Annotated in this window: 17 protein-coding genes; 10 read left to right on the top strand and 7 right to left on the bottom strand. The window is 52.0% G+C overall.

Annotated features, from left to right (window positions below):
• Positions 1–27: 27 nt before the first annotated feature.
• A complete protein-coding gene (locus tag FDW97_RS20695) occupies positions 28–924 on the bottom strand; it encodes an aldo/keto reductase family oxidoreductase (RefSeq protein WP_137351557.1) in 897 nt (298 codons plus the stop codon).
• 49 nt (positions 925–973) lie between these two features.
• Positions 974–1213, bottom strand: coding sequence for a DUF1289 domain-containing protein (locus FDW97_RS20690; protein WP_038640381.1), 240 nt, complete (start codon positions 1211–1213; stop codon positions 974–976).
• A gap of 100 nt (positions 1214–1313) precedes the next feature.
• On the opposite strand from FDW97_RS20690, the gene FDW97_RS20685 reads away from it, so the two are divergent.
• The 4 genes from FDW97_RS20685 to rnt all read left to right on the top strand — a co-directional run bounded on the left by FDW97_RS20685 (position 1314) and on the right by rnt (position 4313).
• Positions 1314–1913 carry a TetR/AcrR family transcriptional regulator gene (locus FDW97_RS20685; protein WP_038640379.1) on the top strand — a complete coding sequence of 200 codons (600 nt, stop codon included), beginning with the start codon at positions 1314–1316 and terminating at the stop codon, positions 1911–1913.
• A gap of 54 nt (positions 1914–1967) precedes the next feature.
• Positions 1968–3065 (top strand): alkene reductase, encoded by a 1098-nt coding sequence (locus tag FDW97_RS20680; RefSeq protein ID WP_137351556.1) that lies wholly within the window; start codon positions 1968–1970, stop codon positions 3063–3065.
• A 97-nt stretch (positions 3066–3162) separates the two neighbouring features.
• Positions 3163–3570, top strand: a complete 408-nt coding sequence (gene gloA / locus FDW97_RS20675; protein WP_038640376.1) for a lactoylglutathione lyase — start codon at positions 3163–3165, stop codon at positions 3568–3570.
• Positions 3571–3665: 95 nt separating this feature from the next.
• The gene (gene rnt / locus FDW97_RS20670) at positions 3666–4313 is read left to right on the top strand and encodes a ribonuclease T (RefSeq protein WP_038640374.1); all 648 of its coding nucleotides are present in this window, start codon (positions 3666–3668) and stop codon (positions 4311–4313) included.
• 53 nt (positions 4314–4366) lie between these two features.
• On the opposite strand, the gene grxD is transcribed toward rnt, so the two are convergent.
• Entirely contained in the window at positions 4367–4714 is a 348-nt protein-coding gene (gene grxD, locus FDW97_RS20665) for a monothiol glutaredoxin 4 (protein ID WP_003832760.1), read from the bottom strand.
• 334 nt (positions 4715–5048) lie between these two features.
• On the opposite strand from grxD, the gene FDW97_RS20660 reads away from it, so the two are divergent.
• On the top strand, positions 5049–5879 hold the full coding sequence (locus FDW97_RS20660; RefSeq protein ID WP_137351555.1) for a C40 family peptidase: 831 nt from the start codon (positions 5049–5051) through the stop codon (positions 5877–5879).
• Between the two features lie 127 nt (positions 5880–6006).
• Positions 6007–6588 carry a superoxide dismutase [Fe] gene (sodB, locus tag FDW97_RS20655; RefSeq protein WP_137351554.1) on the top strand — a complete coding sequence of 194 codons (582 nt, stop codon included), beginning with the start codon at positions 6007–6009 and terminating at the stop codon, positions 6586–6588.
• Between the two features lie 39 nt (positions 6589–6627).
• Here sodB and FDW97_RS20650 read toward each other — a convergent pair whose 3' ends face one another.
• Together FDW97_RS20650 and cydH are read right to left on the bottom strand one after the other, a co-directional pair.
• Complete coding sequence (locus FDW97_RS20650; protein ID WP_137351553.1) at positions 6628–7797, bottom strand: MFS transporter; 1170 nt, start codon at positions 7795–7797, stop codon at positions 6628–6630.
• A 175-nt stretch (positions 7798–7972) separates the two neighbouring features.
• The gene (gene cydH / locus FDW97_RS20645; protein ID WP_003029209.1) at positions 7973–8062 is read right to left on the bottom strand and encodes a cytochrome bd-I accessory subunit CydH; all 90 of its coding nucleotides are present in this window, start codon (positions 8060–8062) and stop codon (positions 7973–7975) included.
• A 297-nt stretch (positions 8063–8359) separates the two neighbouring features.
• On the opposite strand from cydH, the gene purR reads away from it, so the two are divergent.
• On the top strand, positions 8360–9385 hold the full coding sequence (purR, locus tag FDW97_RS20640; RefSeq protein ID WP_038640368.1) for an HTH-type transcriptional repressor PurR: 1026 nt from the start codon (positions 8360–8362) through the stop codon (positions 9383–9385).
• On the opposite strand, the gene punR is transcribed toward purR, so the two are convergent.
• Positions 9382–10314: a DNA-binding transcriptional activator PunR gene (punR, locus tag FDW97_RS20635; RefSeq protein ID WP_038640367.1), complete on the bottom strand. Its 933-nt coding sequence runs from the start codon at positions 10312–10314 to the stop codon at positions 9382–9384. The genes purR and punR overlap by 4 nt on opposite strands.
• 113 nt (positions 10315–10427) lie before the next feature.
• Here punR and punC point away from each other — a divergent pair, with 113 nt between their 5' ends.
• Positions 10428–11633 (top strand): purine nucleoside transporter PunC, encoded by a 1206-nt coding sequence (gene punC, locus FDW97_RS20630; protein WP_087856345.1) that lies wholly within the window; start codon positions 10428–10430, stop codon positions 11631–11633.
• Between the two features lie 290 nt (positions 11634–11923).
• Positions 11924–13072, top strand: coding sequence for a cyclopropane fatty acyl phospholipid synthase (gene cfa, locus FDW97_RS20625; protein ID WP_085049407.1), 1149 nt, complete (start codon positions 11924–11926; stop codon positions 13070–13072).
• Between the two features lie 47 nt (positions 13073–13119).
• On the opposite strand, the gene FDW97_RS20620 is transcribed toward cfa, so the two are convergent.
• Positions 13120–13761: a riboflavin synthase gene (locus FDW97_RS20620; RefSeq protein ID WP_038640361.1), complete on the bottom strand. Its 642-nt coding sequence runs from the start codon at positions 13759–13761 to the stop codon at positions 13120–13122.
• A gap of 217 nt (positions 13762–13978) precedes the next feature.
• On the opposite strand from FDW97_RS20620, the gene mdtK reads away from it, so the two are divergent.
• The gene (gene mdtK, locus FDW97_RS20615; RefSeq protein WP_038640359.1) at positions 13979–15352 is read left to right on the top strand and encodes a multidrug efflux MATE transporter MdtK; all 1374 of its coding nucleotides are present in this window, start codon (positions 13979–13981) and stop codon (positions 15350–15352) included.
• Positions 15353–15542 lie beyond the last annotated feature (190 nt).

Below are 15542 nucleotides of genomic sequence, written 5' to 3'. Positions count from 1 at the left end.
TTGAACGGTGAAGCGCCAAAAACGCGATTAAGGTACGTCATAACCGAGCGCGGCTTTACGGATGCGGAACCATTGTTGGCGAGACATGCTCAGCGCTTCGGACTCAATGGCGGCACGAACACGCTCGATTTTACCCGAACCAATAATCGGCAGCGGTTGCGAAGGCAGACGCAAGATCCAGGCGTACACCACCTGCTCAATAGACTGTGCGTTCAACTCTTCTGCGATCGCGGCCAGTTCATTGCGCAGCGGCTGGAAGGCATCGTCATTAAACAGACGACCGCCCCCCAGGCAGGACCAGGCCATCGGGCGGATACGCAGCTGTTGCAATTGATCTAATGTGCCATCCAGCAGGAGTGGCTGATGCACCGGTGAAATTTCAACCTGGTTGGTCGCCAGAGTAAACGGCAGACGCGATTGCAGCAGCGAGAACTGCGCAGGGGTGAAGTTAGAGACGCCAAAGTGACGCACTTTGCCGCTATGGTGCAATTTTTTAAATGCGTCGGCCACATCGTCTGCATCCATCAGTGGATCGGGACGATGGATCAGCAGCAAATCAATATGATCGGTCGCCAACAGCTTTAACGATTGTTCCGCGCTGGCAATAATATGGTCGCTGTCGGTAATGTAGTGCCCGAGCGCATTTTCCGTGCGTGCCGTCGTGGCGATCCCGCATTTGGTGACAATCTGCATTTTCTCACGTAAATGCGGAGCCAGCTTCATCGCCTCGCCAAACGCTGCTTCACACTGGTATCCGCCGTAGATATCGGCGTGATCGACGGTGGTAACGCCCAGGTCAAGATGCTCTTCAATAAAGCTGACTAACTGACGCGTGGACATATTCCAGTCCATCAGGCGCCAGTAACCCATCACAAAGCGAGAAAATTCCGGGCCTTGCGGCGCAATAGTAATACGCTGAACCATAGCAGCTTCCTTATAAATGAATGTGCATCGAGTATACGCAATTACGCTTTTAAAAGAGTGAAGGTTGTTGCGGTTCTTCCGGCGGGTTGGGTTTGTTTGCACGTAATTTACGCATCAGGCGCTGACGACAAAGACGCAGCACGTCCTGCTTTTCGGCATCGCTCATTTTTTGCCAGTTAAAACGCTCATCCCGGCTACGAAAACAGCCACGGCAAAAGCCGCGCTCGTCAGACTGACATATACCACGGCATGGGCTCTGGACGGGGAAAAATTCCAGCTGTTCGGCCACATCCCCTCCTGTAGTAAGATTGATATATCTATTGAAGACGTTAACTGAATTTCTCGCAAGCGCTATTGCATTAGACCGACTGGTCTATTATGCTTCTTTCATGAACAAAGTCACTGAACACGATACACGCGAACATCTTCTGGCGACTGGCGAGCTGCTGTGCATGCAGCGTGGCTTCACCGGCATGGGCCTGAGTGAGCTACTGAAAACAGCTGAAGTGCCTAAGGGTTCGTTTTATCACTATTTTCGCTCAAAAGAAGCGTTCGGCGTCGCGATGCTGGAACGCCACTATGCGGCTTATCATCAGCGATTGGCTACGCATTTTGATACGGGGGCGGGAAATTACCGCGACAGGATTCTGGCTTACTATCAGGAAACCCTGAATCAGTTTAGCCAGCACGGCATTATTAGCGGTTGTTTAACCGTTAAACTGTCTGCCGAAGTGTGCGATCTGTCAGAAGATATGCGTACCGCGATGGATAAAGGCGCGAGACACATTATTGCGTTGCTGGCGCAGGCGCTGGAGAAAGGTCAGGCCAATCATTGTCTGTCTTTTGTTGGCGAGCCATTACAGCAGGCGCAGGTTTTGTATGCGCTGTGGCTGGGCGCCAATCTTCAGGCCAAGATTTCTCGTAGCGCCACGCCGCTGGAAAATGCGCTGGCGCACGTTAAAACCATCATTACAACGCCTGCCGTTTAACAGGCGTTTTTATTTCTTTTATTACTAGACGACCGGTCTATTCAGGAGTACCACATGTCATCTGAAAAATTGTTTTCCCCACTGAAAGTGGGTGCTATTACGGCAGCAAACCGCGTTTTTATGGCGCCATTGACGCGTCTGCGCAGCATTGAGCCTGGCGACATCCCTACTCCGCTGATGGCCGAGTATTACCGTCAACGCGCCAGCGCGGGACTCATCATCAGTGAAGCGACGCAGATTTCCGCCCAGGCGAAAGGCTATGCCGGTGCGCCGGGACTACACAGCGAAGCGCAGATTGCCGCATGGAAGAAAATCACTGCAGCCGTACATGCTGAGCAAGGTCATATTGCTGTCCAGTTGTGGCACACCGGGCGCATCTCCCACGCCAGTCTGCAGCCAAACGGCCAGCCACCGGTAGCACCTTCCGCGATTAGCGCCGGTACCCGCACCTCACTGCGCGATGAAAACGGTCTGGCGACGCGTGCCGATACGACTATGCCGCGCGCACTCGAAACGGAAGAAATTCCGGGTATCGTTAATGATTTCCGTCAGGCAATTGCTAACGCGCGTGAAGCGGGTTTCGACATGGTAGAACTGCACTCCGCCCACGGCTACCTGCTGCACCAGTTCCTGTCACCAACCTCTAACCAGCGTACCGATCAATACGGCGGTAGCGTCGAGAATCGTGCGCGTCTGGTACTGGAAGTTGTCGATGCCGGTATTAAAGAATGGGGTGCCGAGCGCATTGGCATTCGCGTCTCTCCGATTGGCTCTTTCCAGAACGTCGACAACGGTCCGAATGAAGAAGCCGACGCGCTGTATCTGATTGAACAACTGGGCAAGCGCGGTATCGCTTATCTGCATATGTCTGAACCGGACTGGGCCGGTGGTGAGCCGTATTCCGACGCGTTCCGCGAGAAAGTGCGTGCACGTTTCCACGGTCCGATCATTGGCGCGGGCGCTTACACGCCTGAAAAAGCCGAAACGCTGATCGAGAAAGGTCTGATCGACGCCGTTGCTTTTGGTCGCGCTTATATCGCTAACCCGGATCTGGTGGCGCGTCTGCAACATAAAGCGGAACTGAACCCACAGCGTGCCGAAAGCTTCTACGGCGGCGGCGCGGAAGGTTACACCGATTACCCGACCCTCTAACGTCACAATCTCCGTTCTGCCATTGATAGCGGCGTAACAACGCCGCTATACTAAAACAACATTTTGAATGTATTAGCCATTTTCGAAGGGGAAAAAGATGCGTTTACTTCATACCATGCTGCGCGTGGGTGACCTGCAGCGTTCCATCGAGTTTTATACCAACGTGCTGGGCATGAAGCTGCTGCGTACCAGCGAAAACCCTGAATACAAGTACTCTCTGGCCTTTGTTGGCTACGGTCCTGAAACCAGTGAAGCCGTGATCGAACTGACCTATAACTGGGGCGTTGACAACTATGAGCTGGGCACAGCCTACGGTCATATCGCCCTGAGCGTAGACAACGCGGCTGAAGCCTGCGAACGTATTCGTCAGAACGGTGGTAACGTGACGCGTGAAGCTGGCCCGGTAAAAGGCGGCACAACCGTGATCGCGTTTGTTGAAGATCCGGACGGCTACAAAATTGAATTAATTGAAGAGAAAGACGCCGGGCGCGGCCTGGGCGACTAACCTCCCCCTCGGGCGCAGATCGTCTGTGCCCGTAGTTTTATCATCATCATTTTGCCATAATACGCGCTGCAATTTTCCCGTATTAAGAGACCCAGATGTCCGATAACGCTCAACTTTCCGGTCTGTGTGACCGTTTTCGTGGTTTTTACCCTGTCGTCATTGATGTCGAAACTGCAGGGTTTAATGCCAAAACCGATGCGCTGCTTGAGATCGCAGCCATCACATTGAAAATGGATGAACAAGGCTGGCTGATGCCGGACACGACGTTACATTTCCACGTAGAGCCGTTTGAAGGGGCAAATTTGCAGCCTGAAGCGCTCGCCTTTAACGGTATTGACCCTAACAATCCTTTACGTGGCGCGGTCAGCGAATACGACGCTCTGCATGCCATCTTTAAAATGGTACGTAAAGGCATTAAAGACAGCGGCTGCAATCGGGCAATCATGGTGGCGCATAACGCCACATTCGACCACAGTTTTATGATGGCCGCTGCAGAACGCGCCTCACTGAAACGTAACCCGTTTCACCCGTTCGTTACCTTTGATACTGCGGCATTAAGCGGTCTGTCGCTGGGGCAAACTGTGTTATCAAAAGCATGCCTGGCGGCAGGAATGGAATTTGATGGCACTCAGGCGCACTCGGCGCTGTATGATACCGAACGTACGGCCGTGCTGTTTTGCGAAATCGTTAACCGCTGGAAACGCCTCGGCGGCTGGCCTCTCCCCGTGCCGGAAGACGCATAACGGACCGATAAAAAAAGCGACCCTCACAGGTCGCTTTTTTATTTCAGCTGATATTACTCAGCGTCCGGCTCTTCGGTTTTGTATTTCGCCGCTGTTTCTTTAATCAGCTGCTGCAACTCACCGCGCTGGTACATTTCAATGAGAATGTCACAACCGCCAACCAGCTCGCCATCAACCCACAGCTGCGGGAAGGTCGGCCAGTTTGCGTATTTCGGCAGCTCGGCGCGAATATCCGGGTTCTGCAGAATATCAACATAAGCAAAGCGTTCACCACAGGCGGACAGCGCCTGTACGGCCTGAGCGGAGAAACCGCAGCTTGGCAGTTTAGGGGAACCCTTCATGTACAGGAGAATTGGGTTTTCAGCGATCTGGCGCTGGATTTTTTCGATAGTGGTGCTCATTATCTTGCTTCCTTAAACTTCTTTTACGGCAGTAGTCTGACATTGTAGCGGGTCAGGCAGGCAACGGAAAATAACATTTTCATTACGCGTTATTATTTTATCGCCTGCCGTTAAAAGTTGCATTCTTAATCTTACTTACCCGCTCGAAGTGTATGGTTTTGATTATTTATTCACCGGCTACACTTTGATTTGCTGTTTTTTTTTGCGGTCGGTAACGAAACGCCGCGTTAAACCAAAAAAGCTATTAACTTTCCCCGTTTCGATAGATTAGAATCATCAAGTTTTGAAAATCACACGCAGGTATGATAGACCTGCCTTAACAGAGGACTGCTCAGTGGCGCGGATAAACCGAATCTCGATCACGCTCTGTGCTTTACTTTTTACTACACTGCCTTTTACGCCTATGGCGCATGCTTCCAAGCAGGCCAGGACGACACCTACCAGTTCCCACACCGTCAAAACGGTAGATAAAAAGAAAAGCGCAACAACCAGCCAAAAAACAGCCAGGACCAACAAGAAATCGGCGACAAAAACCACCAGCAAAACCAGTAGCAAAACAGCCTCCTCTTCTAAAAAACGCACAGCCACTCCGGCAAAATCGACTAAAACGGTAAACCGTCGCAGTAAAACTGCCGCAGCACAAACCGCTGCCGTTACCTGGACTGAAAAATGTACGCCGCGCAAAGGTCATAAGCCGCGCTGTGTGAAGGTGAAAACCGCCGCACCGACAACGCTTGCTGAGGCGCATAAAGTCAAAGTGCAGAAAGCGACGAAAACCGCTATGTCCACCCTGATGAACCAAATCGGCAAACCTTACCGTTGGGGCGGCTCTTCGCCAAGAACCGGCTTTGATTGCAGCGGTCTGGTCTATTACGCCTATAAAGATCTGGTTAAATTCCGCATTCCGCGTACGGCGAATGAAATGTACCACCTGCGTGACGCCGCACCGATTGAACGTGGCGAGCTGAAAAACGGTGACCTGGTCTTTTTCCGCACCCAAGGTCGCGGCACAGCCGATCACGTCGGAGTTTACGTGGGTAACGGTAAATTTATTCAGTCACCGCGCAGCGGTCAGGAAATTCAAATCACTTCTCTGAGCGAAGATTACTGGCAGCGCCACTATGTCGGCGCGCGTCGGGTAATGACACCAAAAACAATTCGCTAAAAACTTACCCTACAGAACATGCTGTAGGGTAAGTTCTTCTTTTGCATAACCTTTCAATTTGCTACCCTATCCTTACTCACAATGAGGCTATTGTGTGTACTCAATATAAATAATAAGGAGAGAAGCAATGTCGTTTGAATTACCTGCATTACCGTATGCCAAAGATGCTCTGGCACCGCACATTTCTGCCGAAACGCTGGAATACCACTATGGCAAACACCATCAAACCTACGTGACCAACCTGAACAACCTGATCAAAGGCACGGCGTTTGAAGGTAAATCACTGGAAGAGATCGTTCGTAGCTCTGAAGGCGGTGTATTCAATAATGCTGCACAGGTATGGAACCACACGTTCTACTGGAACTGCCTGGCGCCGAACGCAGGTGGCGAGCCGACCGGTAAACTGGCCGATGCAATTGCCGCCTCCTTTGGCAGCTTTGCGGATTTCAAAGCGCAATTCACCGATGCCGCTATCAAAAACTTCGGTTCTGGCTGGACCTGGCTGGTTAAAGGAAAGGATGGCAAACTGGCTATCGTTTCTACTTCCAACGCAGGTACTCCGCTGACGACCGACGCGACGCCGCTGATGACCGTTGACGTATGGGAACACGCCTACTACATCGATTATCGCAATGCCCGTCCTGGCTACCTGGAGCACTTCTGGGCGCTGGTGAACTGGGAATTTGTTGCGAAGAACTTCGCAGCATAAAATGATAACGCAGAAGGGACCCCCTTCTGCGTTTTAGCCTTAGCTGGAGGCAGTGCAGACTTCTTCAGATTGCCTTCTTGCCGAGATAAAGACCAGCAGTAACGCAAGCCCCGCCACAATCGCTCCCATCACGGGTACAAAACTGTAGCCCAGACCACCGGAAATCACCGCCCCACCGGCTGCCGCACCTAACGCATTTCCCAGGTTAAACGCGCCAATATTGACTGACGATGATAACCCTGGCGCTTCGCTGGCAACGCGCATCACCCGCATCTGCAACGGCGGAACCACCGCAAACGTCGCCGCGCCCCAGACGACCATACTGACCGCCGCCCCCAGCTCATTACGCGCGAGGAAGGGAATGGCCAGCATAATAACCATCAACAACAGCAAAAAGCCTTTAAGCGTACCGTTGACAGAACGATCCGCCAGTTTGCCGCCAAGATAGTTTCCGATCGAGAATCCGACGCCAATTAATACCAGCATTCCGGTCACAAACGCCGGTGTGGCATGGGTAATGCTGTGCAGCACCGGCGAGATGTAAGTATAAAGCGTGAACATCGCGCCTGCTCCCAGCACAGTGGTCAGCAGAGCCGACAGCACCTGTGGGCGCATAAGTACCGCCAGTTCGCTGCGGACATCAGGGCGCGCTCCTGCCCCACCTTTCGGTAATGAGAAGAACAGGCTGACCATAGCGATGACGCCCAGACCCGCCGTCGCCATAAACGACATCCGCCAGCCGATTGTCTCACCAAGCCACGTCGCCGCGGGAACACCGCCAATATTGGCAATCGTTAACCCCATAAACATGGTTGCCACGGCACTGGCTTGCTTATGTTTAGGTACCACGCTTGCGGCGACCACAGAGCCGAGACCAAAAAAGGCGCCGTGATTAAGACTGGTCAAAATACGTGACAGCATCAGCGTGGTGTAATCCGGCGAGATAGCGGAAAGCACGTTGCCCAGCGTGAAAATAGCCATCAGGAATATCAGCGCATTACGTCGCGCGCGATGGGACAGCAGCAGTGTCATCAGCGGAGCCCCCACCATCACGCCAACCGCATACGCGCTAATCAGCATCCCGGCCGCGGGAATCGAGACATCCACCCCTTTGGCAATCACGGGCAATAATCCCATTGGCGAAAATTCGGTGGTGCCAATGCCAAACGCGCCAATCGCCAGCGCCAGTAAGGGATAATTGATTTTCATATATCGACTCCGTAACGTCGAGCCGTGGCGCGACATAAAATAAGAGTCAAAAGCATGACATTGATCGCAAAATTAATAAAGTTAACAAAATTGCAAAAGACTTTTGCTTATTCGCAAACAATAGAGGGGGAATAGATGCGGAAAGGATGAGGGAGAGCTAACTCCCTCGGGGAAATCAATGCAGTGCTGCGGTCAGGCCACCCGCGACGATCAAACCCAGAACAATAATGGTAGTCACTAACGAAAATTTCAGATCGGTGCTCATCAAGTTTTCTCCTTTTTATTCCCACACAAAAAGTGATATTGCGCATTTTTACACACTTGAAAGCAAAAATCTCTCACGATTTATATTGATAACTGCTTTTAACTCTTCCCCTTTTCGTTAAGATCAGACAAAATTCCACGCTTACTTGATTAGCGTACCGGCCATTGACCCCTTCCTGACGTTCCGTGTCGTTTTCCCGGCGTGCCGCAACCCCTACGTTGCGTTAAGGGTGTGTGAAGGCAAACGTTTACCTGGAGTATTCTCAGGAGCTTAGGATATGGTCTGGAGTGAGATGTAATGGCAACAATTAAAGATGTAGCGAAGCGAGCAAACGTTTCCACTACAACCGTATCACACGTAATTAACAAGACGCGCTTTGTCGCGGAAGAAACGCGTAATGCGGTTTGGGCGGCGATCAAAGAGCTGCACTATTCTCCAAGCGCAGTTGCGCGCAGCCTGAAGGTGAATCACACCAAGTCTATTGGCTTGCTGGCGACCAGCAGCGAAGCGGCCTATTTCGCCGAAATTATCGAAGCCGTTGAGAAAAACTGTTTCCAGAAAGGCTATACCCTGATTCTGGGCAACGCATGGAACAGTCTTGAAAAGCAGCAGGCCTATCTGTCGATGATGGCGCAAAAGCGCGTTGATGGTCTGTTAGTGATGTGTTCTGAGTATCCGGAATCACTGCTTTCGATGCTCGAAGAGTATCGCCATATTCCGATGGTTGTCATGGACTGGGGCGAAGCTAAAGCTGATTTTACCGATACGGTCATTGATAACGCTTTCGAGGGCGGTTACATGGCGGGTCGGTATCTGATAGAACGCGGCCATCGCGAGATTGGCGCGATCCCGGGCCCGATGGAGCGGAATACCGGGGCCGGTCGTCTGGCTGGCTTTATGAAAGCGATGGAAGAAGCGCTGATTAAGGTTCCCGAAAACTGGATTGTACAGGGCGATTTTGAACCTGAATCCGGTTATCGCGCCATGCAGCAAATTCTTTCACAGTCGCATCGTCCGACCGCCGTCTTCTGCGGTGGCGATATCATGGCGATGGGCGCGCTGTGCGCCGCTGATGAGATGGGACTGCGCGTACCGCAGGATGTCTCGCTCATCGGTTATGATAACGTGCGCAACGCCCGTTTCTTCACGCCAGCGCTGACCACCATTCACCAGCCTAAGGATTCACTGGGTGAAACGGCCTTTAATATGCTGTTAGACCGCATCGTGAATAAACGCGAAGAGTCGCAGTCTATCGAGGTTCATCCGCGCCTGGTAGAACGCCGCTCCGTTGCTGACGGTCCATTCCGCGATTATCGTCGTTAAGCCTGTTGTGCGGGGGCCTCATCTGGCTCCCGCAACCATTCTTTATTCAGCGTTTCGCTATCACCTAAATAGTCCAGCAACCAGCTCAGTGCTGGCGAGGTATCGTTCTGTTGCCATGTCAGACAACACGCGGCATCAGGAAAGGGATTCTCCAACTGCAGCGACACCCATTTACCGCTATCAATCCACGGCTTGGCAAAATGTGTTGGTACCATGCCTACACACAATCCCGCAGATAAACAGGTTGCGGAAGATTCCCAGTCAGGCACCACAACGCGCTTTTGGTTGTCCAGTAACCAGGTTATACGCTTCGGTAATGTACGCGAGGTATCTTCGCGCACCAGTGACGGCCAGTTGCGCAACGTATCATCGCTTAGCGGCCCCGACATTGACGCCAGCGGATGATGGCTGGCCACCACGCAGCTCCAGCTCAGCATGCCCATGTCGCGGAAGGTATAGCGCCCCCCTACCGGGATGGCCTGTGTGGCACCAATAGCCAGCTCTACACGCCCATCGGAAAGCGCATCCCAGACACCATTAAAGACTTCCTGAAAAACCAGCAGTTCCACATCATCAAAGTGGCGATAGAAATCTACAATCATCTGCCGGGTACGTTCGGGACGGACAATGTTATCTACCGCGATTGCCAGTTGTCCTCGCCAGCCGTTGGCGATTTGTTGACATTGCTGACGAGTGATCTGCATTTTTTTGATAACAGAGCGCCCTTCTTTTAAAAACCACGCGCCGGCAGGCGTTAATTCCACATCGCGATGGCGTCGCTCAAAAAGCGGTACAGCCAGCCACTCCTCCAGTTGGCGCACGGTGTAGCTTACCGCCGAAGGTACGCGGTGTAACTCCTGCGCGGCTGAACTGAAACTGCCGTTGCGTGCAACCGCATCAACCACTTCAAGTGAATATTCCGACCACATATTCTGCCTACAAAAAATTTGAAATCAGTAAGCAAATATTAGCGTTTCACAGCGTGAATTACACTCACTACACTCAGCGGCATTGTTCTATTGCTAAAAAAAGAGAAATGATGATGCAACCTGGGAAAGGTTTTTTAGTCTGGTTGGCGGGCCTTAGCGTGCTCGGTTTTCTGGCGACAGATATGTATCTGCCCGCCTTTGCCGCGATTCAGTCCGATCTGCAAACCCCTGCATCTGCCGTCAGCGCCAGCCTAAGTTTATTTTTAGCGGGTTTCGCCGTCGCACAACTACTGTGGGGACCGCTCTCGGACCGCTATGGCCGTAAACCGATTTTACTGTTGGGTTTATCTATTTTTGCGCTGGGTAGTCTGGGTATGCTGTGGGTTGAAAACGCCACTGGTTTGCTGGCGCTACGCTTTATTCAGGCCGTTGGCGTCTGTGCCGCGTCGGTTATCTGGCAGGCGCTGGTTACAGACTATTACCCTTCACAAAAAGTAAACCGCATCTTTGCCACCATTATGCCGCTGGTCGGGTTATCACCGGCTCTCGCGCCGTTATTGGGCAGCTGGATTCTGGTCCATTTATCCTGGCAGGCCATTTTCGCCACCCTGTTTGCTATTACCCTGATTCTGATGCTTCCGGCCCTGCGTTTAAAACCGACGGTTAAAGCACGCGACGACAGCCAGGATAAACTGACTTTCGCCACACTGTTGCGCTCGAAAGCTTATCGTGGAAACGTACTGATTTATGCCGCCTGCTCCGCAAGCTTTTTCGCATGGCTAACGGGTTCACCGTTTATCCTTAGCGAAATGGGCTACAGCCCGGCAGTGATTGGCCTGAGCTATGTTCCGCAAACTATCGCCTTCTTAATTGGTGGTTACGGTTGCCGTGCGGCGCTGCAAAAATGGCAAGGTCGTCAGATGCTACCATGGTTACTGATTCTTTATGCCATCAGCGTTGTTGCCACCTGGGCTACCGGCTTTATTCATCATGTTGCGCTGGCTGAAATTCTGATCCCATTCTGCGTAATGGCGATTGCCAACGGCGCAATCTATCCTATCGTTGTCGCTCAGGCGTTACGTCCTTTCCCACAGGCCACAGGACGCGCAGCCGCATTGCAAAATACGCTGCAACTGGGTTTATGCTTCCTGGCAAGTCTTGTGGTGTCGTGGCTGATCGCCACCCCGCTGCTCACCACCACCAGCGTGATGCTGACAACAGTGCTGCTGGCAGCCTTCGGTTACAAAATGCAATCGCAGACCGATAACACCCGTCAAACAGATGACCGGGCGCAAATTGCCCACGGTGAGTCTCACTAATAATTGTCGCGGGCACATAGTTAGCCCGCTAACAATTTTCTATTGAATCGTCAAAAAATCAGGCTTATACTGATTTCCAGTTGTTACAAAAACGATAATTTTTAGGTATTAACGGGGACAAGAACGTTCCCGTTTTTCCACGGATGGCCTTTTCGGTAAGGGTTCCTCCCTTCCTCTGTTCTACGTCGGATTAAAGATTCGCGGATTAATTCCGTGAGATTTCTCACAAAGCCCAAAAAAGCGTCTACGCTGTTTTAAGGTTCTGATCACCGACCAGTGATGGAGAAGCTATGAGTTCATCGTGTATAGAAGACGTCAGCGTACCGGATGATGACTGGTACCGCATCACCAATGAATTATTGAGCCGTGCAGGCATTACCATTAATGGTTCGGCTGCGGCGGATATTCGTGTCAAGAACCCCGATTTTTTCAAACGCGTACTGCAGGAAGGATCGTTAGGTTTGGGTGAGAGCTATATGGATGGCTGGTGGGAGTGCGATCGGCTGGACATATTTTTCACCAAGGTATTGCGCGCCGGGCTTGAAAATCAACTCCCCCGCCACTTCAAAGATACCTTACGTATCGCCACGGCACGACTGTTTAATTTACAGACCAAAAAGCGCGCCTGGGTTGTCGGCAAAGAACATTACGATCTGGGCAACGACCTCTTTAGCCGCATGCTTGATCCTTACATGCAGTATTCCTGCGCCTACTGGAAAGATGCCGATACCCTGGAATCTGCCCAACAGGCGAAGTTAAAAATGATTGCCGAAAAATTGCAGTTAAAGCCGGGAATGCGGGTGCTCGATATTGGTTGCGGCTGGGGTGGCTTGTCCCATTTTATGGCATCGCAATACGGTGTGAGCGTGGTAGGTGTGACCATCTCAGCAGAGCAGCAGAAAATGGCGCAAGCGCGTTGCGCGGGACTGGATGTCACCATTTTGCTGCAAGATTACCGCGACCTGAACGACAAATTTGATCGCATTGTCTCCGTCGGCATGTTTGAGCATGTCGGCCCGAAAAATTACAACACCTATTTCGACGTTGTCGATCGCAATTTAAAGCCGGACGGTCTGTTTTTACTGCACAGCATCGGTTCGAATAAAACCGACAATAATGTTGATCCGTGGATCAATAAATACATCTTCCCGAACGGCTGTTTACCGTCAGTTCGCCAGATTGCCAACGCCAGCGAGCCGCATTTTGTGATGGAAGACTGGCATAATTTTGGCGCGGATTACGATACCACGCTGATGGCATGGCACGAACGCTTCATGCGTTCCTGGCCTGAAATCGCCGATAACTATACCGAGCGTTTTAAACGGATGTTTAGCTATTACCTGAACGCCTGCGCCGGTGCGTTTCGTGCTCGCGATATCCAGCTTTGGCAGGTGGTTTTCTCCCGCGGTGTCGAACACGGTCTGCGCGTCCCCCGCTAATGGCTGCCGCCCCCGTACTCACGGGGGCATTTTGTTTCAGGCCGGACTCAGGCCTCGCCCGCTATGTTACTGATGGCGCTTTCACGCGCAGCCAGCACACGTTCAACGGTATCAACAACCGCTTGCGTTTGCGGATCGATTTCGATATTAACCCGCGCGCCCAGCTTTTTCTTACCCAGCGTCGTACGCTCCAGCGTTTCCGGGATCAAATGCACGCAAAAGCGCGTTGGCGTGACTTCGCCGACCGTCAGGCTGATGCCGTCAATGCCGATAAACCCCTTATACAGGATATATTTCATCAGCGATGGGTCCTGAACTTTAAACCATACCTGCCGGTTATTTTCCGAAGTCAGAATTTTCGACACCTCGGCGGTGGTCATAATATGGCCTGACATTAAATGCCCGCCAATCTCATCGCTGAATTTTGCCGCACGCTCAACGTTAACCATATCCCCGACCTTAAGGTCGCCCAGGTTGGTGATACGCAGCGTCTCTTTCATCAGATCGAAGCTTATGTGATTACCGTTGATTTCGGTTACCGTCAGACAACAGCCATTGTGGGCAACCGATGCGCCGGTCTCCAGCGCATCAAGCATATATTCAGGCAACTCCACGACATGCGTACGAAAATTTGGTTTTTCATCAATGGACACCAATTTTGCGGTGCCCTGCACAATACCCGTAAACATACTTCTCACTCCTGAACTCAATTAAGACATCTCTGCCCAGCACAATAGCAGGTGGAAATTCAGGTTGCCAGCAGTGCGCCACCGCTGCCTGTTTTTTCACTGGAGAATTACGTATTCCTCGCTACAATAGACTGAAATTTCCCCAGCTTTTTCTCCTTGCTGCCATATAAGGCGGCTTTTTTAGTCTCTCAAATAACAACAATATAGTGGTGTACACGTGCAAAAGTATGTAAGTGAAGCGCGTCAGTTATTAGCTCTGGCAATACCGGTGATTCTTGCGCAAATCGCTCAAACCGCAATGGGGTTCGTCGATACCGTCATGGCGGGCGGATACAGCGCGACGGATATGGCGGCCGTCGCCATTGGTACGTCGATCTGGCTGCCGGCTATTCTGTTTGGCCACGGACTCCTGCTGGCGTTGACGCCGGTAATCGCCCAACTCAATGGCTCCGGCCGCCGCGATCGTATCGCCCATCAGATACGCCAGGGATTCTGGCTGGCTGGTAGCGTCTCCGTTTTGATTATGGTCGTGCTATGGAATGCGGGTTATATCATCCGCTCCATGCATAACATCGACCCGGCGCTGGCCGATAAAGCCGTCGGTTATCTGCGCGCATTGCTGTGGGGCGCGCCGGGATATTTGTTTTTCCAGGTAGCCCGTAACCAATGCGAAGGCCTGGCCAAGACTAAACCGGCGATGGTGATGGGGTTTATCGGCCTGCTGGTGAACATCCCGGTTAACTATGTTTTCATCTATGGTCATTTAGGTATGCCGGAACTTGGCGGCGTAGGCTGTGGCGTGGCCACGGCGGCGGTTTACTGGGTGATGTTTGCCGCCATGCTGTCTTACGTCAAACACGCGCGTTCAATGCGTGACATCCGTAATGAGCGAGGATTCCAGAAGCCAGACACTGCAGTGATGAAGCGTCTGGTACAACTGGGTTTACCCATCGCGCTGGCGTTATTTTTTGAAGTGACGTTGTTTGCTGTGGTTGCGCTACTGGTTTCCCCGCTGGGGATCGTCGATGTGGCCGGGCACCAAATCGCGCTGAACTTTAGTTCGTTAATGTTCGTTTTGCCGATGTCGCTGGCTGCCGCCGTCACTATTCGTGTCGGTTATCGTTTGGGTCAAGGTTCCACGCTTGAGGCGCAAACGGCGGCCAGAACGGGTTTGGGCGTTGGTGTCTGCATGGCGGTAATAACGGCGATTTTCACCGTGACCTTCCGTGAGCACATTGCCCTGCTCTACAACGATAATCCGGAAGTTGTCGCTCTGGCGGCGCAACTCATGTTGCTGGCCGCAGTGTATCAAATATCGGACTCTATCCAGGTTATTGGCAGCGGTGTCCTGCGCGGTTATAAAGACACGCGCTCTATCTTCTTTATCACCTTTACAGCCTACTGGGTGCTGGGTCTGCCAAGCGGCTATATTCTGGCGCTTACCGATCTGGTGGTCGACAGGATGGGACCTGCAGGTTTTTGGATGGGCTTTATTATCGGTCTGACCTCTGCGGCCGTATTAATGATGCTGCGGATGCGTTATCTGCAACGCCAGCCGTCTGCCGTCATTTTGCAACGCGCTGCACGATAAGCTCACAATAGCCGCCGTCAGGCCAATGCCGTTCAGTTAACGCTTAAGTTTCAGGAAGTATCAACCTGTGTTGGCGGAAGTAATGAATATGCCATCCCAGAGAAAGGATTCCGTTCACCTCATGTTCATCGTTTCTCTGAAGCATCGATACCCGTGAACGAGTAAAGGGCGTTCTTCGCCACGCCCTTTA

Origin of the sequence: Citrobacter sp. wls708 (genome assembly GCF_005281255.1) — a bacterium.
GTDB lineage: Bacteria > Pseudomonadota > Gammaproteobacteria > Enterobacterales > Enterobacteriaceae > Citrobacter > Citrobacter werkmanii.
This window is presented reverse-complemented; position numbering and strand designations above follow the sequence as displayed.